Source organism: Lactonifactor longoviformis DSM 17459 (assembly GCF_900129135.1).
Taxonomy (GTDB): Bacteria; Bacillota; Clostridia; order Lachnospirales; family Lachnospiraceae; genus Lactonifactor; species Lactonifactor longoviformis.
On record NZ_FQVI01000005.1, the window covers coordinates 127,930 to 150,367 of the forward strand.

A 22,438-nucleotide genomic window follows, 5' to 3' on the forward strand; every position below is an offset into this window, starting at 1 on the left:
GTGCTGGAAAATAATAATCAGAGAATTATCCGCAGAATGGCAAAACGAAGCATGCACGGCAATACCAGGAGAAATAGTATTCTCATCGCCTCCATAGCCTTGTCTGCCTTTATGCTTATTACAGTGCTGACAGTGGGAATTACATATTTTAAAGCCCAGAGAGACCAGACAATCCGAATGTACGGGGGAGACCACGATGCGGTGCTTATGGCACCCAGCGGGGATCAGATTGAAAAATGCAGAAAGGACAGAAGGATTGAAGAGGCAGGGCTGACTGTTAAATGTGCCAGTGCAGAGAGCAATGGAGTGGATGACAGCCTTCACACTACTTTTATATGGAGCGACGGGACTTACTGGGACGTACAGAAAAGGCCGGCTCTTAAGTGGATAAAGGGGGAGTATCCCAAACTGGAGAATGAGCTAATGATATCCATGGGAGCGTTAAAAGAATGTGGCTCAGAAAATGGAAGGATCGGCGACCGCCTCACTCTCACATATGGAGATAAAAACGGAAAGCATAAGAAGGAATTTATTATCAGCGGTATCTATGAGGATTACAGTGGGGAGACTGCCGCATATGTATCCGAAAAGTTCTATAGGACTACGGGACACAAGCCGTCGGATGTCACAGCGGGAGTCATGTATTTGAGCTTTTCCCGTGCTCTTTTTACGGATAAACAGCTGGATACCTTTCGTGAGGAACTGAATCTGGGGAAACAGCAGAGACTTTTCTATACAGGAATCACAGAGCATTCCCTGTCTGTATTCCTGGGGATCCTGGGTCTGGTATTTGTAACCTGTGTCTGCAGCTATCTTCTGGTGTATAATATTCTTTACCTTTCAGTCGCTAACAATATCCGGTATTATGGGCTGCTTCAAACTGTGGGTATGACAGAGAGGCAGATCCGCAGGATGCTTTACCGCCAGATGTTTCTCCTGGGGGGAACTGGAATTATGCTGGGGCTGGCAGTGGGCAGCGGAACGGCATTTATCATAATTCCTGGTATTGTAAAGACAATTGGAATCCGGGGCGGAGCCGTTTCCGTATCCTTTCATCCTCTGGTGTATGCCGCTGCTGTTCTGGTGAGCTGTCTTACTATTTACTTTGGCAGCAGAAAACCGGCGAAAATTGCAGGGCGCATATCACCGGTTGAGGCGGTGAGATATACAGCGCCCGGAGGCAGCAGGAAAAAACGAAGGACCGGGAAGGGAAGCATTGCGGGAAGGATGGCCAGGACCAATCTTCTGAAAGACAGAAAAAGGTCTGGAATTGTAATTTTTTCCCTGACACTGAGTATATCCATATTTATCTGTGTAATTACGATTATCCAGAGTCAGGGGGCCAGAACCATGGTGTCTAATTTCATGGATTTTGATCTGGAATTGAGCAATGATACTCTGGGCAAAGAAGACGGGAGCCAGTACAGGCAGATCTTTGATAAGAATTTTATAACCGATCTGGAAGAGAGTAAGGGGATAAGGGAGATTTATCCTCTGTATCTGGATGAAATTACAGTGCCCTGGGAACCAGATTTTGCGGAGACCTGGATGCGGGAGGAATATGCTGCCTGGATGGATTACCCCTATGCGGAGGCAAGGGACGAATATAAGAAGAACCCCGACAAATTTTATTCCTATATCACAGGGATAGATGAAATCCTGTTTGACCGGCTAAAGGAAACGCTATCTCAGCCAGTGGACAAAGAGGCCTTTTTGGCAGGGAAAGTGTGTATTCTCTACAGAAATGACCTTTCCCTTACAGACAAGGATATTGAGGGAAAGACACTGACCTTCTATCTGAAAAAGACAGGGGAGGAGGGCAGTGTTACGCTTCCTATAGGAGGAATAACAGATGAGAGGTATTATTCACCTTACGCCGGTCTTGCTCCTGTGATTATTGTCAGCCAACAATTTCTGCACCGTCTGAATCCGGAGGCATATATTCAGAAGCTGGGAATCTTGTACCAGGAGGAATATGACGAGTCTGCGGAGGCACAGGCTATGAGCATTGCGGAAGAAAGTCCTTACAGGACGGATATTGAGAGCAGTTCCAAGATAGAAAGTATGAAACGTATAAAAGAATCCCAGGGGAATATGATGGAATTCGGACTTGGTATTGTCTTGATTCTGGCTCTCATCGGAATTATGAATTATGTAAACACAGTGTGCAGTAATATACAGAACCGGCTGGGAGAACTTGCTGTTCTTGAAAGCATTGGAATGACAGAATGGCAGATGAAAAAAATGCTTGTGCAGGAGGGGCTTTTATTTGCCGGAAGTTCTCTGCTTTTATCCTCCACAGTGGGCATTGGAGTCACATATGTGATCTACCAGTCTGTGAATTACATGGATGTGGAATTCTATTTTCCGTTCATTCCGGTGCTGGGAGTTTATTTACTGGTAATCCTGGTGTGTATCTGCGTTCCTTTGATCCTGTACCATTGCAGCATCCGGGGGAAAAGTGCAGTTGAGAGACTGCGGGAGTGCCAGGGATGAAAAACGGCTCCGGGGGGTGTGCATTTCCCGGAGCCGCTGCTGTATGGAGAACTTTCTGTGCTGCTTTATTAAATCAGAATATATTTCAGTACAAATAAAATGGCCAGTATATACATAAGTAAACTGATTTTCTTTTCTTTCACTTTGCCTGTTGCCAGATTGATTACCACGTAAGAGATAACGCCCATGGCAATGCCCTCAGAGATACTGTACATAAAAGGCATGGCAATGATGCAGATATAGGCTGGAATTGCCTCTGTGAAATCATCAAAATTAATTTTAGTAATAGATGTTATCATTAGGAATCCCACAATAATAAGTGCCGGTGCAGTGGCGAAGGACGGGATTGCCAGAAAGATAGGTGACAGAAACAGGGACAATCCGAAGAGAATGGCGGCCACTACAGAAGTAAGCCCGGTTCTTCCTCCTTCGGAGACACCTGCTGCACTCTCCACAAAGGTGGTAGTCGTAGAGGTACCCAGCACAGCGCCTACGGAGGTACCAACCGCGTCTGCCATCAAAGCACCCTTAATCTTGGGAAGTTTTCCGTCTTTGTCCAGCATATCTGCCTTGGATGCGACACCTATCAGAGTTCCAAGCGTGTCGAAGAGATCCACAAAGAGGAAAGCAAATATAATTACAAGGAAATTCACTGAAAAAATCCCCTTAAAATCCATGTGCATAAAGGTAGGGGCAAGACTGGGCACAGAAAGACCGCCTGCAAAGCTTGGTATCACACTGAACATTCCCAGTTCCGCGTCAGGTACATAAAGTCCTGTCAGCTCACAGATAATTCCCAGAACCCATGTGGCAAGAATACCCCACAGAATATTGCCTTTAATATTTTTAGCTACCAGGATAGCTGTGATTAGGACCCCAATGAGTGCCAGCACAACAGTGATGCCTACGGAACGGAAGGTGCCGTCACCCAGTGCGCCCTTAAATGAATAGACAGAGACCAAAGTGGCGCTTCCCACAACAATTTTCGCGTTCTGCAGTCCGATAAAAGCGATAAAAAGCCCGATACCTACAGAAACCGCGTGCTTCAGATTCATAGGGATCGCATTAAAGATAGCCTCCCGGACATTTGTGAGCGATAATATAATAAATATAATACCCTCCGTAAATACTGCTGCCAGAGCCATCTGCCAGCTATACCCCATCTGCATGACAACCGTATAGGCAAAGTAAGCATTCAGCCCCATGCCTGGTGCCAGGACAAAGGGATAATTAGAAAAAGCAGCCATTAACAAAGTGGCTATAAGAGCCGCCAGCGCTGTAGCGGTAAAAACCGCGCCGCTGTCCATCCCCGTCTCCCCCAGAATATTGGGGTTCACGGCCAGAATATAGGCCATCGTCATAAACGTAGTGATACCCGCAACAACCTCTGTTTTCACTGTCGTGTGATTTTCTTTCAAGTGAAAAATTTTTTCCAAAGCATTGCCTTTTTCTCCTGAACTCATATTCAATTTTCCTCCATTCCTCCATCGCCTAAAAGGCTACATAATGTGTACTCCGCACTCTGGAAAAGCCGCTGAAGCCTTCTTAGGGGACAAAAAAAGCAATAAAAAAACCACCGGTAAGTTCCTTTATTTCCACAACGGCATAGCCAGTGAAAACTTATAGGCAACTATTACGGTAGTTGGTAGAAACGCCCATCCAATTATGGGTATATATAAGTTCTATGTACGAAATATTCAATTTTGACCAATTGGTACTATAAGAACCATACCATATTGCACAAGAGTTAGTCAAGGCGAATGTAAAAGGGGGCAAAAAAAGGGGGACGTGTTCTTTTTAGAAAGAACACGTCCCAAAATCGAACAGGGGTGTCCCAAAATGGATTAGACCTGTCCCTTGTGTTTTCCCCCACAGAGTGTTATCTTTTACTTAGAAAAGGGTTTATATAATACGAATAACTGCGGAGGAGATGTTATGATGTTTATGGAGTCGGAATTGATTAGGATTTTGAGGGAACAGGGAGCATCCCTGGTTGGTTTTGGTGATTTGAGCCGCTTTGAGACAGGAGGTATGCCGTACGGGGTATCGATTGCCCTGAAGCTTCCAAAGGAGATTGTAAGGGGAATCGCCCACGGGCCTACCCGGGAATACTTTGATACATATCATAAGTGGAATGCGAGGCTGGATGCTCTGGCACGTCTTGGAGCGGACTATCTGAAAAGCTGCGGGTATCAGGCTGTTGGCCAGACCTCAGATGTTGTGAAGCAGGACAGCCAGTACCGCACAAAGCTCCCTCATAAAACAGTGGCGGTTCAGAGCGGGCTGGGGTGGATCGGGAAGTGTGCTCTTTTGGTTACCAAGGAATACGGCAGTGCCGTCCGTCTTACTTCCATACTGACGGATGCACCTGTAACCTGTGCCTCTCCTGTGGCTGCATCCGCCTGCGGTTCCTGCCGCATCTGCCAGGAGGCCTGTCCCGGGACGGCGGTCAAAGGTGAGGTATGGGAGCCGGGCATGGCCAGAGAGAAGCTGTATGATTTTGCCAGATGCAGAGATACTGCCAGGAAGATTTCAGGGGAGAACATCGGGGAGGATATAACACTCTGCGGGAAATGTATAGAGGTCTGTCCTTACACTCAGAAATATATAAAGAGATAGAGATAAGGAAACCCCGGCTGTTATAAGTACAGCCGGAGTTGTTACACGGTTTTTATTTGCTGATATGTCTGCAGTAGGAGATAACCGTGAGCAGGAGGAACAAAGGGACTTCTATCGCTGCTGCAATAAGCATAATTTGTCCTGGCAGGAAGCTAGCATCCCCCAGATGCAGGAATTCAAAGCTGATTAATGTATAGAAAAAGCTGTTGCTCATACCCGTTCCCCCGGAAGGCAGCAGACAGCGGATCCATTTGGTCACCTCTCCCCCAAAAAACATGTACAGAAAGGAGGGGGCTACCAAAAATACAATGGACAAACCAATGGCTGTAGTATTGCTGCGGCATTTGGAGGACAGAAAAAGGGTGAAACTTACGGTAGACAGAAGGGTTAAAAAGCCTGCAAGAATCACCAGGTTCTGCACCTGCCCCAGGTTCAGCGCAGTCAGACAGACGGAAGATTCAATAATCTGCAGGGAAGTATTCCTGCATTCCCACCCAAAGGCAGTGTTGGAGATTAGCGTAAATACGCCAATGCAAACGGCAAAAGTTACTGTAAAAATCAGCAGGGCAGAGGAAATTTTGACAGCAGCAAGATGCAGTTTTCCATATCTGGTACACCGGATGATATCGTCCGCCCCTGTCTGATAGTCTGCCGTGAACACAGTTGAGGCAATAAAAGTGCAGATAAGTATCAGCAGAAATATGCAAAGCCCTACGTATTCAAGTGCGTTGGAATCGTATCCGGGATAGTATTCGTATGGGAAGGTAACCTTTTCAAAGAGTGTATCCGCAATTTGCTGCGCGGAAGGATAGTCTGTTTGCTCCATTTTCATAAGCTCCTTCAGATGAACGGGGCATTGTTCATAAAATCCCATTGCATCTTCACTGCTCAGTTCGGAGGCTTCCCTTGCTGCGCCCGTTTTTGGATCAACATAGACCTCCCGCATTCTCATAATCAGGGGACCCAGAGGATAGATGTTTTGGTTGTAGATGTCCAGAGAAAAATCGGGATCATTAATGTCTCCATAGGCTTTCTCCGTTTCCTGATACTGAAAGAGAGCTTTTGAGAGCAATTCCGGCGTGATGACGCCCGAAAAGTCTTTCCGGTTTTCCTTTTTCATCTGAATGGCATCAAGCCCTGTGATCGTGACCTCCTGCCCCTTATCATCAAGATATGTGTACGTGACAAAGGATACAGGGAAGTATGCCATCAATACAGAGAGGAACAGTGCAACCGGCAGCAGGATTCTTACGCAACGTGTCTTCAGCACACGTTTTAATTCAGCTTTCCATAAACTCATGCTTCATATCCTCCTCTCTGCGAGTATCCTGAGGAAAAAGCCACAGGTAAAGATCCTCCAGTCTGGGAGAGGCAGGTACAGAGCAGGGAAGAACAGGCTCATCGGAAATATAACGCACAGAGATTTTATGCCCTGCTTCATTGCGCAGATTGACAATTCTGTTCTCTCTTTCATATTTCAGAAGATCAGTGTCAGGGATTATCCCGTTCCACACTCGTCCCTTCATTTCCAGTACCAGTTCCTCCGTAGTGCCTTCGGCGGTAATCCCCCCATCCTTCATAATGGCATTGCAGGTGGCAATATACTCAACATCGGAAACAATATGTGTGGAGATAAGCACAATCCGGTCCTGGGCAAACTCTGAAAGAAGATTGCGGAATCTAACCCTTTCGCCCGGATCCAGGCCGCTGGTGGGCTCGTCCAGAATCAGAACCTCCGGATCGTTTAGAAGTGCCTGGGCAATTCCCACCCTGCGCTTCATCCCCCCGGAAAGTTTGACGATTCGCTTTTTCCGAACATCACTCAGAGAAAGCGTATCCAGCAGAAGATCTATTTTCTCCCTTGTTTTCTGCCTGCTTAGTCCCTTTAATGCAGCCATATATTCCAGATAATCCTTTACCGTAAACTCCGGATAGAACCCAAATTCCTGGGGGAGATATCCAAATATACTGCGGTAGCTCTCTCCCAGATCCCGAATATCTATTCCATCATAGGTAATTCTGCCGGAGCTGGGAACCAGAATGCCCGCAATCATACGTATCAGAGTGGTTTTTCCTGCACCGTTGGCCCCCAGAAGCCCCCAGACCCCGGGGGTTATCCGGAGTGATACGTCTTCCACCGCTTTTTTGTCCTGAAAATTCTTCGTTAAATGTTCTATACATAATTTCATACGTCGTACACTCCTAAAAGTTATTGTATCAGCCCAGATGGAACTGTCCTTCCATAAAACGGTCCCTTCGGCTGATGGTTTTTACCTGCCGCATACAGAACAGCAGCAGAATCAGACAGATCATTCCCCATCCGGGGGTGAAGGTGTGTCCGTAAAATGCAGGCTGCCATTTTTTCAGATAGTAGAGTCCTGCCAACAGACAGGCGCTCAGAGTGCTTCCCAGATAGGGGAAAAGCCGGTAAGCCATATGGGCCAGGATTGTCAGGTAACCGCTGGCCGTCAGCAAAAACGGGACCAGCAGATATAAAAGAATACCACCTGCTGACAGACCGGATTTTTGAATTGCAAATAATAACAGTGCTGTCAGCATGACCAAATCTCCGGAACCTATAATGCATAATCTGGCCAGCAGGAGCCTGGATACGGAAAAGCGGGCGGCCGCCTCTGTCTCAAGCATTTGAAACCGGACAGACCGGTAAAGCATGGGCACTGCTGCTGTAAGGAGGAGCACAGAACAACACCCAAGGAGGAATGGAACAAAGGTCAGACTTGTAATACCGGAACGTATGTTATAACCTGTATTTACCAATAGGCACAGCAGGAGTAAAAGAAGGGCCTGGGAGAACCACACCCTCTTTCCCAGAAACCTAATCTGCCGGACCAGAAATCCTCCAAAAGGAATACTTTGGCGCTGTGCACGCGCTCTATATTCCTGTTTGGCCAGGGGCAGTATCCGGGTAAGTGCCTCCCTGTTATCCGGGTGCTTCTCACAGTTTTGGAGAGCACTGCGTAGTGTTTGTTTGAGCAGCTTTTTCATGGATAGCAATCTCCTTTCTCTATCTGCTTTTCCAAAGCTTTCAGAGCAGCTCTGAGCCTTGACTGCACAGTCCGAAGCGGAAGGTTTAGTACTTTGGCAATTTCTCTAAGCGTCAGCTCCTGGGCAAAGCGAAGCAGCAGTACTTCCCTCTGGCTGTCCGGAAGACGAGCTGTCAACAGCCTCAGATCCACATCAGATTCCACCGTTTCAAATGCAGCCTCTGTATATGCCGCATTCTCACTTAGAGGCTCTGCGGGTTTTCTGGCCCGCCATATATCCTTACAGGTATTGGATGCCACCTTGTATAAAAAGGCTCGGAATTTGCCACGATGGGTGTACTCGTCCATATAGCGGATGACCTTCAGAAAGGTTTCCTGCACAGCATCTTCTGCGGCAGCCCGGTCGGGGGTGTGCCATATACAGTACCGAAGTATTTCTGGATAGTATCCTTCTATTAACTCTTCCAGTCCGTCCGATATACCGGACTTTAGCTCCTTTAAAATCTTATCTTCACGCGTCAAGTTTATCCTCCTAAGGGCGTCCCCTTATATAATAGAACGTATGGGGAGAGCAAAAATGATTTAGAATAAATAAAAAACAGCTGCAAAAGGATATGAATCCCTTTGCAGCTGCCAGGTTTGCTGCACGCCGTTTATGTGGGGCTGACCACGACACGATTTCCTTTCGCAAGAAAGATCTGAAAATGGAATAGCTCAGAAGAGGCGCAGAGCTTATCCGCACAGCTGATAAGCCAGGCCTCACGGCTTCTGGGCAATGGCCCCAGCGGAAACATATGAGATAAAATTGCGAGGCGCTCCTTTTCTGAGATTTCAAAGCGGTCAGCACTGTTTTGGGCGGCAACTTTTGGATGGTAGAAGGCCTGGAGTTCTTTTGTATCCCGCTTCTCTCCAAAGTTATATAAGAAAAAGTCATGAAGCAGACCTGCCCGGGCTGCTGCAGCGGCGTCACAACCGAACCTTTTTGCCAGCAGCCAGGAGACGTATGAAACGTTCAGACTATGCATGAAACGTGTAGTTTTCAGATGCTGCTTATAGTAGTTCAATTTTTTGAATTCAGCATCATCCAGAATACATTGCACGATTTCCAGAAACTCCGGGTCAATCTCCTCCGACAGTGTAATATCCATCGGCAATCCCTCCCTTTCTATTTTATATAATTAGTATGAACCGGTGGAGTGCGAGAAGTCAATGGATTTAATAAAAAAATAATATTTTGCGCATAAAATAATAAATAAAGTTAAAATAGAAGATATAAACAGGTATAATGTAGAAATAGATAGAAAATTATGATAAAATTACCATAGCGTTCTATAGGACTTGACAGGGAGGAGGAAGTTTATGGAAGCAATGAGACCGGTAAAAGTATATTCAGCGGCTGACAAAGTAGAAGCAGGAATGTTGATGAATCTCCTGGAAGGAAACGGCATCCCTTCCTTCAAACAGGGGCCTGGGATCGGCGGGTTTATGGAAATAAAATATGGGTTCTCCATCTATGGGCAGGACATCTACGTAGACGAGCAGGACGCAGAAAGAGCGATGGAATTGATCCAGGAGGTTATGAGCAATGTAGAAGTCCCGGATGAAAATGAAGAAGAGGCAGAAGAGGAAGACAAGGCAGAAATAGAATATAGAAAAAGACACAGCAGAAAACAGATCATCTTTATACGTATTCTGGTGGCCTTGGTAGGACTTGACTTATTTTTCGTTCTGCTGTTTAATCTTATGAACTAGCATCAGATACTTTTGTAGACGGGAAAGGAGGTATATATGGACATATTTGAGGCCTTGTCTTCTAGATACAGCTATAGACAGGAATTTTTAAATCAGGAAATACCGGAGGGAGATATCCGCAAGATAGTTGCTGCGGGTCTTAAGGCTCCGTCAGGGTGTAACTGTCAATCTACAAGCTTTGTGATAGTAACAGAAGGCAGTCTGAGAAAAACAATCGCAGAAATACTGCCTTCCAAAGTGACCAGAACGGCATCCGTGATCTTAGTAATCCTAACAGAGAAAATCGTCACTCCCACAGGGCAGACCTTTGAACTGGAGGACTACGGTGCTGCTGTAGAAAATATTTTGCTTGCAGTGACCGCTCTGGGGTACGCCACCGTTTGGCTGGATGGAATGCTAAAGCTGGATGGAAAAGCAGAAAAAATCCATAGGCTGCTGAGCGTGCCGCAAGAAAAAACCGTAAGAGCCATACTGCCAATAGGAGTTCCGAGGGAGACGGGAGCTCCCAGGGAGAAAAAGCGATGGGAGGAAAGAGTAGTATATAATAAGTATGAAAAAGGGACAGGCCAGTTTTGATTTGGGACAGGCTGAGTATATTTGGGGACGTGTTCTTTCTAGAAAGAACACGTCCCCAAATATACTTCCCCAACAAAATTCGTATCAAACATTTCCTGCAGTTTATCTAAATCTCTTGTCTTTGTCAGTGCCCACATAAGCTTTACCGCAGCGGCTTCAGTGGTCATGTCATGGCAGGGGATTACTTTGCGCTGCAGGAGGCGCTGTCCAATATCGTAGATGGACAGATCACACCGTTCGTAGGTACATTGACTGCATACGGCCACTGCGATTCCTCTTTTATGAAGCATTTCCAGCTTGTCCAGCAGGTTTCTGTGGGCGTAGTGCAGTCCTCCGGCGCCAAATACCTCCATAACAACGCCTTTGTAGCCGAGCTGCACAATCATGTCAAAGACTTCGGGCTTTGTCCCCGGCAGAAGTTTGAGGAGAAATACGTCTTTGCAGAGACCGGGAGTAAACTGCACTGGACGGCCGTAATCCAGACAGGAAGTGCTGGTGCGGTACACCCGCATTCCATCGGCAAAGACCTCTCCCATACAGCCAGAGTTTACGCTTTCAAAGGCATTGAATCCAAGAGTACTGATTTTGACGGCCCTGGTTCCGTTGATGATCTTACGGTTAAAGGCAACGGTAACTCCCAGAATCCCGTTTTCAATTGCGGCGACAGCGGTATAGAGATTGGTTTTGGCATCTGTCAGCGGATTATCAATAGGTACCTGGGAGCCGGTAAATACAATACTTTTATTAAGGTTCTGCAGCATAAAGCTGACAGCGGATGCGGTGTAAGCCATGGTATCTGTACCGTGGGTAACGATGATTCCGTCATATGAGGGAAGCGCTTCGTATATCCTTCCGGCTATAAGCTGCCATTCTTCGGGCTGGATGTTAGAACTGTCCATATTCAGAATTTCTTCGTGGTGAATAGTGTGCTTATGATTCAAATCTGCAACATGAGAGAGCAGACTCTGAGAGGAAATCGCCGGTATAAGACCTCCTCCGCCTTCTTGTGAGGCGATGGTCCCTCCGGTTGTGAGTAATAAAATATTCATAATGGGGTTCCTCCGATTCTTTTCATAGTTAGAATCTCCTGATAAAAAAGGATTATGTATCCTTGTTCATAGAGCAATGCCGTATCACAGACCAAAAGGTATACGGTTGAGCATAACCTGAGAGATAGAACACGGCACTAGACATATTGTACAATAAACAAGACAGGAGCAGAATCGTCATAGTGCACAAATAGAGGGAGACAAAATTGTGTAAAACAGGTAAAATGGATAAAGGATATTGACTTTTTTGAAAATCCATGATATATAGTATGTATAACATCCTACAAAGGATGAAAAGAGAGTGGGAAGGAGAATTATATCTTATGAAGGCAAAATTGGTGGGAATGATAATGGCAGCTTTGGCAGCGGCAGTGTCATTATCGGGTTGCCAAAGTTCCACGGAGACTGTACTGTCAGATTCTGGTGACAATGATTACCAGGAGATAGAACTGGTGATGGCGGTCAATGGAACGGACATTCAGATTGACACAAGGGTGGCAGACAAATTTTCCGAGCTGGTAGAAGAAGCTTCCGGCGGAAAAGTTACAGTGGCTGTGTACCCCAACGATCAGCTGGCCGGAGGAAACGCTACAAAGGGAGTGGAAATGATTGCCGTAGGGGGTGCGGATTTGGCAGCCTATGCCACCTGTACCATGGCAGCCCTTGACAATCAGCTTTCTATAGCAACAATCCCCTGGAGCTTTGACAGTTATCAGGAGGCCAGAGAAATTATTGATTCCACAGGCGGGGAATATTATGCAGGGATTCTGGAAAAAAAGGGAATTACATATTTAGGATCTTTCCATAATGGATTTCGGCAGCTGACAAACAGTAAAAGAGAAGTAAAAACGCCTGAGGATATTAAAGGGTTAAAGATTCGTGTTCCGGGCAGTGAGGTCTATATGGACTTCTTCCGCACACTGAAGGTAGATCCCGTGGCCATGAGCTGGAGTGAAGTATTTACCGCTATCCAGCAGGGTACTATTGACGGGCAGGAAAACGGTGTGAGCATAACAGAATCAGCCAAAATGGATGAGATTCAGCCCTATATGACACTTTGGAATTACAGCTATGAAAATGATCTGTTTGTAGCAAATACTGACATATGGAATGCGCTGGAACCAAAGACAAGAGAACTCTTACAGGAAAAGGCAACAGAAGCCTGCGAATGGGGACGCGATACCGTAGAAAAAGAAGAAAAGGAAATGGTGCAGGGCTTTATCGACGGAGGCATGAAGGTAACCGAACTGACGGCTGAGGAGTTGGCAGACTTCAAGGCGGCAGTGGAATCCTCCAGACAAAAATTCATTCAGAAATATGGGGAAGAGGCCTGCAGCGCGTTCCATATCAAGTAAACGATAGAGGGAAAGGGAGTAATCTTATGGGTATTATGAAAAGAATAGAAGAAATATTGTCTGTAATATGCCTGGGAACTATGACTGTGCTGGCCTTTGCCAATGTAGTGTCCAGATACGTATTCAGCGCATCCTTCTCATTTTCGGAGGAAATTACAACATATTTATTTGTTCTGTTGAGCCTGCTGGGCACAGCAATTGCAGCAAAAAGAAAGGCTCATCTGGGCCTGACGATTATAACAGACTTGGTAAACCCCAGAATACGTAAAATCATGGAGATTGTGGGATATGGGTTTGCAGTGGCATTTACCTTTGCTATCTTTTACTATGGCATCTTAATGGTAAAAAGCCAGATAGAGTTAGGGCAGGTGACTGCGGCAATGCAGTGGCCGGAATGGATTTTTGGTTCCTTTGTGCCATTTGGTTCCTTCTTTGTTCTGATCCGATTCGGACAGAACCTGATAGAAGCTATAAAATGGAAACCCGGTAAGGAGGTAAAAGAATAATGGTAGCAGCAGTATTATTTATAACCTTTGCGGTACTTTTATTAATCGGAGCCCCCATAGCAGTATGCCTGGGTGCCTCCAGTGTGATTTCTATGATTGTTCAGGGAGCCGGCCGGCCTTTGGAGGCGATTATGAGCAGCCTTCCCCGTCTGGTATCCTCTTCCACCAGCAAGTTTGTATTGCTTGCAATACCATTCTTCATTCTCGGCGGAAATATAATGGAGAAAGCAGGAATCTCCCAAAAACTGATTCGCCTGGCTGAGGTTTGTGTAGGCCATATCAGAGGGGGCATGGCTATGGTATGTGTCATCGTTGCCTGTTTCTTTGCGGCAATCTCAGGCTCCGGCCCTGCCACGGTTGCAGCACTGGGACTCATCATTGTGCCGGCAATGATCAAGGCCGGCTATAAACCGGCATTTGCGGCAGCACTTATGGCGGCAGCGGGAGCCATCGGCGTTATTATCCCTCCCTCCATTACCTTTGTAGTATATGGTTCTATCTCTGATACCTCTATCGGCACACTGTTTATCGCCGGTATACTTCCGGGGATTCTGATGGGGGCAGGGCTGTTAATCACAGCGCTTCTGGTAGGCAGAAAGACAAAACTGAAGACCCTTCCGAAAGCTACCGGGAAAGAACGCTGGCAGGCCTTTAAGGATGCGTTCTGGGGGCTTTTGATGCCGGTCATCATCCTGGGCGGTATCTACGGAGGAATCTTTACCCCCACAGAGGCGGCTGCAGTCTCCGCGGTATACGGGCTGTTTGTGGGAATCTTCATTTATAAGACCATAAAACTAAAAGAATTATATGCGATTTTAGTGGACTCCACGTCAACAACAGCAACCGTAATGTTCATAACAGCGGCTGCAAGCTTATTTGCATATGTTCTCACGAGAGCAAGGCTGGATGTTGCCATCAGTACAGCGCTCCAGAACGCAACAGGAGGCAATGTAATAGTATTCTTCCTGATTGTAAATATTCTTCTGCTGATTGCAGGATGTTTCCTGGACTCAACCTCGGCACTTTATATCTTCACACCATTGTTCGTACCGGTTGCCCAGGCGCTGGGCGTAGACATGGTGCATCTGGGTGTGGTTATGATTGTAAACCTGGCAATCGGACTGTTTACCCCGCCGGTTGGCGTTAACCTATATGTAGCCTGCGGCGTAGGTGATGTGAATCTGAAACAGATATCAAAAGCGGTAGTTCCCCTGCTGATAACTTCTATTATAGTGTTACTATTAATTACCTATATACCACAAATTTCATTGGCATTGGTATAGAAAGAGGAGGATTGCAATGAGAGATGTAAGCGTAAAAGAATTGGAAAAACAGTGTATTGAGCTGAAAAAAAAGGTTTTGACCATGATTTACAAAGCGCAGTCAGGCCATCCGGGAGGCTCACTGTCAGCGGCTGATTTTGTAACCGCTCTGTATTTTCGGGAGATGAACCTGGATCCCGGGAACCCCAAATGGGAGGACAGAGACAGATTTGTCCTGTCCAAGGGCCATGTTTGCCCCATCCAGTATGCGGCGCTGGCAGCACTCGGCTATTTTGACGAGAAGGAACTGGATACCCTTCGGAAAGAAGGCTCCATTCTCCAGGGTCACCCGGATATGAAGAAATGCCCCGGGATTGATATTTCTACAGGATCTCTGGGACAGGGGCTTGCCTGCGGCGTAGGCATGGCTGTGGCAGGCAAGGCGGATCAAAAAGAGTACCGTGTGTTTGTGGTAGTTGGAGACGGAGAATGCCAGGAAGGGGAAATCTGGGAGGCGGCACAGACAGCAAATAAGTATCAGCTGGATAACCTGGTGGTATTTGTGGACAATAATAACCTTCAGCTGGACGGAACTACGGACGAGGTTATGCCGAATATTAATCTTGGCAAAAAGTTTGAGGCCTTCGGCTTTGAGACACTAACCATTGACGGGCACAATATGGAAGAAATTGTAGCTGCTTTGGATAAGGTCCGGGCTGCTAAGAACGGAAAGCCCAAATGTATCTTTGCAAATACTGTAAAAGGCCATGGCATTTCCTTTATGGAAAATCAGTGCGGCTGGCATGGTGTGGCGCCTAACGATGCGCAGTACGAGCAGGCTATGAAGGAATTAGAAGAACAGCTGAATGCTGTTTAATGGAGGGATTAAGATGAGCGAAGTAAAGAAAGCAACCAGAGATGGATTCGGAGAAGAGATCGTTGCTCTGGGAAAACAAAATAAAGACATTTATGTGGTGGATATCGATATAGGAAAATCCTGTAAGACAGGCAAATTCCGGGAGGAACTCCCAAAACAGTACTTCAATGTAGGAATTGCAGAGCAGAACGGAGCCGGCGTGGCGGCAGGCATGGCAACCTGCGGCAAAATCCCCTTTGTGGTTACCTATGCAGTCTTCGGTTCCCTGAGAATGTGCGAGATGATTCGCCAGGAGATCTGTTATCCCAAACTGAATGTAAAGATTGCATGCTCTCACGGGGGAGTGACCCCTGCCAATGACGGAGCCAGTCACCAGAGCATAGAGGATATGGGCGTACTGCGCACTATCCCCAATATGACTGTAATCATGCCGGCTGATTATTACGCAGCAAAGAAGCTGGTAAAAAAAGCGGCAGAGATGGACGGTCCATGTTATCTGAGATTTACCAGGGATGCGGTTCCCGTAATATATGACGAGAATACGGAATTTGAAATCGGAAAAGCCAATCTGATAAAAGACGGTACAGATGTTGCGATCATTGCAAATGGAGATACGGTGAACATTGCTGTAAAAGCAGCAAATGAACTGGAAACAAAGGGAATTAAAGCAAAGGTATTAGATATGCATACCATTAAGCCTCTGGATACTGAAGCAGTAATGGACTGTGTGGAAAACATAGGCAGGATTATCACGGTAGAAGACCATAATATTATGAACGGACTTGGAAGCGCAGTGTGCGAGGTTGCTTCAGAGGCCGGAAAAGGCATAGTGAAGCGTGTAGGTATTCAGGATCAGTTTGGACAGTCCGCTCCCTACGAGAGATTGCTGGAGATGAACGGAATTACGGCAGAAAATATCGTTGCTATTGCAGAGAGACTCACAAAATAATAGGTTTTAACATCCTACATATTATATAGGATAGAAAGGAAGCGTACGAAATGTTAGATTTTAACGGACAGGTAGTAATTGTTACAGGAAGTGGTTCACCAAAAGGAATCGGTAAGACCATTGCTCTTACCTTTGCCGGGCAGGGAGCAACGGTAGTAGTTGCCGACATGAACAGCGAGGGGGTTAAAGGATCTGTTGCAGACATAGAGGCAGCAGGAGGAAAGGCTTTTGGAATTACAGTAGACATCACATCCCCGGAATCAGTTCAGTCTATGGTTGACACGGTAATGGATAGATTTGGCAGGATTGATGTATTAGTAAATAATGCAGGCATCTCCCAGAAGGTTACCGTAGAGGATATGACACTGGAAGATATGAAGCGAATCTTTAACGTCAATATGTTCGGGCTGTTCTTGTGTACCCAGGCATGTATGAAGCCTATGCGGGCGGCAAAATACGGGAGAATTGTAAATCTTTCTTCCGTATCCGGAAAAAGAGGCGGAGGAGTATTCGGAGGCGCCCACTATTCTGCATCCAAAGCGGCAGTACTCGCATTCTCTAAGAATCTGTCCAGAGAAATATCAGCAGAAGGGATAACCATTAACAGTGTGTGTCCCGGATTAATCAATACAGAAATCTGGAAGTCTCTTCCTCAGGAAGCGGCAGATAAGATTATCAGTGATATCCCTATGGGGCGGCCAGGAGAAACCCAGGAAGTAGCCAATGCCATTGTCTTCCTGGCATCTAAGGAAGCGTCCTATATTACAGGAGAAGAAATAGATATCAATGGTGGTTCCCATATGGATTAATTTCTCCTAAAGGAAGAAGGGGGTGTGTACTTTTTAGCAAAGGTACATACCCCCTTCTTGATCTGCCCTAATTCCTTCTGATAAATAATTGACAAATTCAATGGATTGCTTTAAAGTAATATGTATATTATAGGATGTAGCGACATAAATCGGAAATGGAGAGTTCTAATTATGGTAGAACGGGCAAGTTATTTAAAAAGACTGAACAGCGAATCCGTGGTGCAGAGGGTTATTAACTGTCTCACCGATGCAATGCTGACAAAACAATTAAAGCCAGGAGACAAGATCCCCACAGAGATGGAGCTGTCAGAGTCATTGGGCGTGGGACGCAATTCCATACGTGAGGCAATTAAAATCCTGGTATATCTGGGGGTGCTGGAGATACGCAGAGCAGAGGGAACCTTTGTCTGCGAGGGATTTTCTGAGAGCATGATTGACCCAATGGTTTATGGAATTATCCTGGATAAGACAGACGACTACGATAACCTTATGGAGCTCAGAGAGTTAATCGAGGTAGGGGTAGTCCACCTGGCAATGCAGAAATACCAGGAGAAAGAACTGAAGGATCTTGAGAACCACTTATTTGTTCTCAAAGAAGAAATTCAAAAGGGACTGGGAAATATAGATGCTATCTTTGAAGCAGATAATCAATTCCATGATGCCGTATCTGCAATGGGATACAATCCCCTGGTCGATAAGATTAATAAGGTGGTAAGGGTATTGACCCATGGAGTGCGCCTGGATACGGTAACAAGGATGGTTAAAACCGGAAGGGGCATGGAGCTGTATGAAGCCCATGAGAAGATTTACTGTATGCTGCTGAACCGGGATGAGAACAATATTAACGAACTAATAAAAGGAACATATTTTCAAGAGTAGCAGAGCCAATGTTTGGTATATCAATAGATCTATGGATCGCTGTAAAATGAAAGCTTTTCAGCGGTCCATTTTGTTATATATTTAACAATAGATGGATATGGGATATTTTTTCTGCGGACACCCCCCGCAGCTCTGCTGTGTGGTCTTCCGCTTACAAGTGGTATAAATTCTGAAAAAATCACGAAAAGTATTTGCTGTGGACAATTAGATTTGTGTGATATATACTAAAAATACAAAATATCTATCTGTGAAAAATGAAAAAATTGATCCAGAATAAAGTGCCGGGTCAATATGAAATAATTAGATATTACGCGAAAAGAGGCGAAACTATGGGAAAAAGATATTTATCTCCAATAAATACAAAATCAATGGTGCAGATTGTAATAGACCGGATTTCAGGAGCCATTATAGATGGAGAATTGAGACCTGGGGATAAGATTCCAACAGAGCCGGAGCTTAGTGCCATGTTTAATGTGGGGAGAAATACAGTGAGAGAGGCCATTCGGATCCTTGTGGCATATGGGGTGCTGGAGATACGCCGGGCGGAAGGAACCTTTGTATGTGACGGCTTTTCTCCCCAGATTATAAATCCGGCAATCTACCAGATTATTCTGCAGAAGGAGAACAGCTATGACGAGTTGATCGATCTCCGGAAGATTATTGAAAACGGTGTTATGCAGCTGTTAATGGAAAAGAAAGTATCACAAGAGACCTGGGATAAAATCGGCCGTAAATGCGATCTCCTGGTGAGGGAACTGGAAAAAGAGACACCTGATATTGCCAGAGTTGCCGATGCGGATATTGATTTCCATGAGGAGATAGCAAAGGCCACGAATAACTCTCTGGTTTTAGTGGTGCATGATGTTATTGTGCAGCTGACGAGGGAGTCAAGGTATCATACCATAGAGCGGGTAATTGCCAAAGGAGATAAACAGTATCTGATTTACACCCACAAAAATCTGGTGGAGAAACTCCAGGGAGAAGATATCAATGCCCTGTATGCAGCAATTAATGACAGCTATTTTTATTGGAAAGATATATATCGCTGATACAGATACCGGGAGAGGGTCTGAAGCAGCCTGTAAGTGCAGGTGCTTCAGACCCTTTTATGGTACGAGGCAGTGTCTGTGGGAAGACTTGGCGGAGAAGGGATGAAACGACGAAAGAAGGGCAGGAGAGTAAGAAGAAAAACAAAATATTAACCAAAAAACCGTAGGTAAAATAGTGCAAAGTGTAAAATATGAATAAATGCATTGACATTCCCAGTTACAGATGCTATATTTACGTCATAACATCCCATGTTAGGATGAAAGGATGGAAATAGAAAAATGTAAAGGAGAAGCGTATGAAAAAAAGAGTAGTTTGTTCAATTTTATGTGCAGTCATGGCAATTGGTTTGATGTCTGGGTGCGGAAGCAGTTCTGGTGGTTCCGGGGAAACTAATGCATCAGCCGGGGGCAGCAGTGCAGAAGCTGCGGAGGGGGATTTTGATTCTGTCAGCCTGAAATTGAGCTGCAACGGAACAGATACTGCCAATGACACAAAAGCAGCAAAATTGTTTGCGGAGAAAGTGAATCAGAAATCCGGTGGGAAGATAACGGTAACCGTATATCCAAATGATCAGCTGGCAGGAGGGAATATGTCAAAGGGACTGGAGATGCTGTGCGACGGAACCGTGGATCTGGATGTACACTCTACCAGCATTATCTCTAATCTGGACAACAGTCTCATGGTGAGTACGCTGCCCTGGCTGTTCCCGGACTATCAGGCCGCAGAGGATGCCTTTTACGGTGCAGGGGGAGAGTATATTGATTCCGTGCTGCAGAAAAAGGGAGTATACTATCTTGGCGCTGTACACAATGGGTTCAAAGCAATAACCAACAGCAAGCACCCGATAGAAAAACCTGAGGATTTGAAAGGGCTCAAAATTCGTATCCCCGGGGGAGACTTTTTTAGTGCGTTCTATGAAGCTTTCGGGGCATCTCCCCAGGCTATGTCATGGTCCGAGGTATTTACCGCGCTCCAGCAGGGCACGATTGACGGACATGACAATTCTCTGAGTACCATTAATTCAGCAAATGTACAGGAGGTCCAGAAATATATATCTATTTCGAAGCATACCTATGAGGCATTTACATTCATGGCTAATGCCAAAAAATTTGACACGCTAAGCCAGGATACGCAGGATCTGATCCGGGAATGTGTAGAGGAGGCTACAAAGGAGATGAACAAGCAGATTGCAGAAGAAGAAGCTCAGCTGGAGAAAAAGTTCGAGGAAGAAAACGGATGTGAGATTTATACATTTACAGAAGACGATATTACTGCGTTCAAGGAAGTGGTGCAGCCCCTGGTGGATGAGTATAAGGGGATATATGGTTCAGAAGCCTGTACTGCCTTCGGCGTGGAATAGACCGGCGGACATAGGGGCAAAAAAGGCTGACAATTACGCGACGTGCCTTGCACTGGCTGAAAAGGAGTAGTAAATATGAAAAAATTCATAGGAGAACTTGAAGATAATTTTTGCTCGGCGATTTTGCTGATCATGACTTTATTAACTTGCATTAATGTATTTGCCAGATACATATTTCACAGTTCCATGCCATTTGTGGAGGAACTGACCTCATTAGGATTAGTGATTATCAGTTTAACCGGTGCCGCAGTAGCTGCAAAAAGGGGGGCGCATCTGGGGTTAACGGTTTTGACAGATTTGCTCTCAAAGGAAAAACAGAAGTGGTTCACCTTGCTTGGACATTTGCTGGGGGCTGTATTTGGGGGTGTAATGCTCTTTTACGGAGTGCTGATGGCCTACCAGGAGTATACCCTGAAACAGACAACGGCAGGGATGCAGTGGCCGGAGTGGCTGTTCGGCATGTTTATCCCTATCAGCGGAGGAGTTTTGCTGATCCGCTATGTTCAGCTGTTTATACAGGTTTATAAGAGAAAGGAGAACAAAGAATAATGGTGGCTTTGATCTTATTTGGATCCTTTTTTGTACTGCTTCTGCTGAATGTTCCCATAGGGCTTTCCCTGGGTGTTTCAAGTATTCTGACGCTTCTTTATGAGAACCTGCCGGTTTCTATGGTATCCAGCAATTTATATTCCTCAACCAGTAAGTTTGTACTGCTGGCCATACCGTTTTTTATATTAGGCGGAAATATTATGGAAAAGAGCGGGATCTCCCAGAGGCTTATCGACTTCTGCAGAACTCTGGTAGGGCACAAAAAGAGCGGGATGGCTATGGTTTGTGTTATTGTGGCATGCTTCTTTGCTGCCATCTCAGGTTCCGGGCCGGCTACGGTTGCGGCTTTGGGGATGATTATTATCCCCGCAATGACAAGGGTTGGATACAATAAAGCCAGCTCTACCGCCTTGATGTCAACAGCAGGGGCTATTGGGATTATCATCCCGCCCTCCATTACATTTGTCATCTATGGCTCTATTACAGGCAACTCCGTAGGATCACTCTTTGCGTCAGGCATTGTTCCCGGCATCTTAATGGGGGTTATGCTTGTAATTGCCATGGTGTGGGTGAGCAGGAAAGAAGAGCTGAAACTGCTGCCCAAGGCAACAGGCAAAGAAAAGTGGGCGGCATTTAAAGATGCTTTCTGGGGGCTTCTCATGCCGGTTATTATTCTGGGGGGCATATACGGAGGGATCTTTACCCCCACAGAAGCAGCAGCAGTGTCTGCTGTCTACGGATTAATCGTGGGATTGTTTATCTATAAGTCTATTACGTTAAAAGATATTAAAAGACTTTTGGCTGACTCGGTATCACAGACAGCAGTTGTCATGTTTATTGTAGGAACTGCCAGTTTGTTCGCATGGGTTCTCACGGTTACAGGGCTTGCCGCTTCAGCCAGCAACATGCTGATTCAGGTAAGCGGAGGAAATAAATATATTTTCCTGCTGATCATCAATGTGATTCTGTTAATAGCCGGATGTTTCATAGACGCCAACTCAGCATCGTATATTTTAGTGCCTATTCTTTATCCCGTTGCCATTTCACTTGGCATCGACGGTGTACATCTGGGGTGTATCATGGTAATGAATATGGCGATAGGATTGATTACCCCTCCGGTTGGGGTAAACCTTTACGTGGGATGCGGTATTGCCAATGTTTCCCTCAAGGAGATTTCAAAAGCAGTACTGCCTTTTGTAGCCGCATCCATCATAGCGCTGCTTTTGACCACATATATTCCGGTACTGTCTATGTTTTTGCCAAAACTGCTTGGCTAACTCAGGTATATGTTAGAAACTCCAATGCAAGCTGGATAGCCCAGACTTGCATTGGAAGAAGTAAATTT

General features: G+C 45.8%; 22 protein-coding genes and 1 riboswitch. Of the genes, 15 read left to right on the top strand and 7 right to left on the bottom strand.

The window, feature by feature from the left end; genetic code table 11:
* Entirely contained in the window at positions 1 to 2,496 is a 2,496-nt protein-coding gene (locus BUA56_RS07230) for an ABC transporter permease (protein ID WP_072850392.1), read from the top strand.
* A 68-nt stretch (positions 2,497 to 2,564) separates the two neighbouring features.
* On the opposite strand, the gene BUA56_RS07235 is transcribed toward BUA56_RS07230, so the two are convergent.
* Positions 2,565 to 3,959 carry an NCS2 family permease gene (locus BUA56_RS07235; protein ID WP_072850394.1) on the bottom strand — a complete coding sequence of 465 codons (1,395 nt, stop codon included), beginning with the start codon at positions 3,957 to 3,959 and terminating at the stop codon, positions 2,565 to 2,567.
* Between the two features lie 140 nt (positions 3,960 to 4,099).
* A riboswitch (purine riboswitch) is annotated at positions 4,100 to 4,195 on the bottom strand.
* Between the two features lie 236 nt (positions 4,196 to 4,431).
* Here BUA56_RS07235 and BUA56_RS07240 point away from each other — a divergent pair.
* A complete protein-coding gene (locus tag BUA56_RS07240; protein WP_072850396.1) occupies positions 4,432 to 5,115 on the top strand; it encodes a 4Fe-4S double cluster binding domain-containing protein in 684 nt (227 codons plus the stop codon).
* Between the two features lie 52 nt (positions 5,116 to 5,167).
* Here the strand turns inward: BUA56_RS07240 and BUA56_RS07245 are convergent, their stop codons facing one another.
* The 5 genes from BUA56_RS07245 to BUA56_RS07265 form a co-directional block, all read right to left on the bottom strand.
* Positions 5,168 to 6,415, bottom strand: a complete 1,248-nt coding sequence (locus tag BUA56_RS07245) for an ABC transporter permease (protein ID WP_072850398.1) — start codon at positions 6,413 to 6,415, stop codon at positions 5,168 to 5,170.
* Positions 6,396 to 7,304: an ABC transporter ATP-binding protein gene (locus BUA56_RS07250; RefSeq protein ID WP_072850400.1), complete on the bottom strand. Its 909-nt coding sequence runs from the start codon at positions 7,302 to 7,304 to the stop codon at positions 6,396 to 6,398. The genes BUA56_RS07245 and BUA56_RS07250 overlap by 20 nt, the downstream gene beginning before the upstream one ends.
* Positions 7,305 to 7,332: 28 nt before the next feature.
* Positions 7,333 to 8,121 (bottom strand): hypothetical protein, encoded by a 789-nt coding sequence (locus BUA56_RS07255; RefSeq protein WP_072850402.1) that lies wholly within the window; start codon positions 8,119 to 8,121, stop codon positions 7,333 to 7,335.
* Positions 8,118 to 8,642, bottom strand: coding sequence for an RNA polymerase sigma factor (locus BUA56_RS07260; RefSeq protein ID WP_072850404.1), 525 nt, complete (start codon positions 8,640 to 8,642; stop codon positions 8,118 to 8,120). The genes BUA56_RS07255 and BUA56_RS07260 overlap by 4 nt, the downstream gene beginning before the upstream one ends.
* A 131-nt stretch (positions 8,643 to 8,773) precedes the next feature.
* Positions 8,774 to 9,268, bottom strand: a complete 495-nt coding sequence (locus tag BUA56_RS07265; RefSeq protein WP_084067738.1) for an HD domain-containing protein — start codon at positions 9,266 to 9,268, stop codon at positions 8,774 to 8,776.
* Positions 9,269 to 9,479: 211 nt separating this feature from the next.
* Between BUA56_RS07265 and BUA56_RS07270 the strand changes: the two genes are divergently transcribed.
* Positions 9,480 to 9,872, top strand: coding sequence for a putative signal transducing protein (locus BUA56_RS07270; protein ID WP_072850406.1), 393 nt, complete (start codon positions 9,480 to 9,482; stop codon positions 9,870 to 9,872).
* A gap of 36 nt (positions 9,873 to 9,908) precedes the next feature.
* Positions 9,909 to 10,448 (top strand): nitroreductase family protein, encoded by a 540-nt coding sequence (locus tag BUA56_RS07275; RefSeq protein ID WP_072850408.1) that lies wholly within the window; start codon positions 9,909 to 9,911, stop codon positions 10,446 to 10,448.
* Between the two features lie 38 nt (positions 10,449 to 10,486).
* On the opposite strand, the gene BUA56_RS07280 is transcribed toward BUA56_RS07275, so the two are convergent.
* A complete protein-coding gene (locus tag BUA56_RS07280; RefSeq protein ID WP_072850410.1) occupies positions 10,487 to 11,497 on the bottom strand; it encodes an asparaginase in 1,011 nt (336 codons plus the stop codon).
* 323 nt (positions 11,498 to 11,820) lie between these two features.
* Between BUA56_RS07280 and BUA56_RS07285 the strand changes: the two genes are divergently transcribed.
* From BUA56_RS07285 to BUA56_RS07335, 11 genes are all read left to right on the top strand, one after another.
* Positions 11,821 to 12,852, top strand: coding sequence for a DctP family TRAP transporter solute-binding subunit (locus BUA56_RS07285; protein WP_072850412.1), 1,032 nt, complete (start codon positions 11,821 to 11,823; stop codon positions 12,850 to 12,852).
* A 26-nt stretch (positions 12,853 to 12,878) separates the two neighbouring features.
* Positions 12,879 to 13,358 carry a TRAP transporter small permease gene (locus BUA56_RS07290; RefSeq protein ID WP_072850414.1) on the top strand — a complete coding sequence of 160 codons (480 nt, stop codon included), beginning with the start codon at positions 12,879 to 12,881 and terminating at the stop codon, positions 13,356 to 13,358.
* Positions 13,358 to 14,641 carry a TRAP transporter large permease gene (locus BUA56_RS07295; RefSeq protein ID WP_072850416.1) on the top strand — a complete coding sequence of 428 codons (1,284 nt, stop codon included), beginning with the start codon at positions 13,358 to 13,360 and terminating at the stop codon, positions 14,639 to 14,641. The genes BUA56_RS07290 and BUA56_RS07295 overlap by 1 nt, the downstream gene beginning before the upstream one ends.
* Positions 14,642 to 14,657: 16 nt before the next feature.
* Positions 14,658 to 15,497 carry a transketolase gene (locus BUA56_RS07300; RefSeq protein ID WP_072850418.1) on the top strand — a complete coding sequence of 280 codons (840 nt, stop codon included), beginning with the start codon at positions 14,658 to 14,660 and terminating at the stop codon, positions 15,495 to 15,497.
* 13 nt (positions 15,498 to 15,510) lie between these two features.
* Positions 15,511 to 16,446, top strand: a complete 936-nt coding sequence (locus BUA56_RS07305; RefSeq protein WP_072850490.1) for a transketolase family protein — start codon at positions 15,511 to 15,513, stop codon at positions 16,444 to 16,446.
* 50 nt (positions 16,447 to 16,496) lie between these two features.
* Positions 16,497 to 17,255, top strand: a complete 759-nt coding sequence (locus BUA56_RS07310; RefSeq protein ID WP_072850420.1) for an SDR family NAD(P)-dependent oxidoreductase — start codon at positions 16,497 to 16,499, stop codon at positions 17,253 to 17,255.
* A gap of 171 nt (positions 17,256 to 17,426) precedes the next feature.
* Positions 17,427 to 18,134, top strand: a complete 708-nt coding sequence (locus tag BUA56_RS07315) for a FadR/GntR family transcriptional regulator (RefSeq protein ID WP_072850422.1) — start codon at positions 17,427 to 17,429, stop codon at positions 18,132 to 18,134.
* Positions 18,135 to 18,463: 329 nt separating this feature from the next.
* A complete protein-coding gene (locus tag BUA56_RS07320) occupies positions 18,464 to 19,183 on the top strand; it encodes a FadR/GntR family transcriptional regulator (protein WP_072850424.1) in 720 nt (239 codons plus the stop codon).
* Between the two features lie 296 nt (positions 19,184 to 19,479).
* Positions 19,480 to 20,544 carry a DctP family TRAP transporter solute-binding subunit gene (locus BUA56_RS07325; RefSeq protein ID WP_072850426.1) on the top strand — a complete coding sequence of 355 codons (1,065 nt, stop codon included), beginning with the start codon at positions 19,480 to 19,482 and terminating at the stop codon, positions 20,542 to 20,544.
* A gap of 75 nt (positions 20,545 to 20,619) precedes the next feature.
* Complete coding sequence (locus tag BUA56_RS07330) at positions 20,620 to 21,093, top strand: TRAP transporter small permease (protein WP_072850429.1); 474 nt, start codon at positions 20,620 to 20,622, stop codon at positions 21,091 to 21,093.
* Entirely contained in the window at positions 21,093 to 22,370 is a 1,278-nt protein-coding gene (locus tag BUA56_RS07335) for a TRAP transporter large permease (protein WP_072850431.1), read from the top strand. Before BUA56_RS07330 ends, BUA56_RS07335 begins: the two co-directional genes overlap by 1 nt.
* Positions 22,371 to 22,438: the final 68 nt, after the last annotated feature.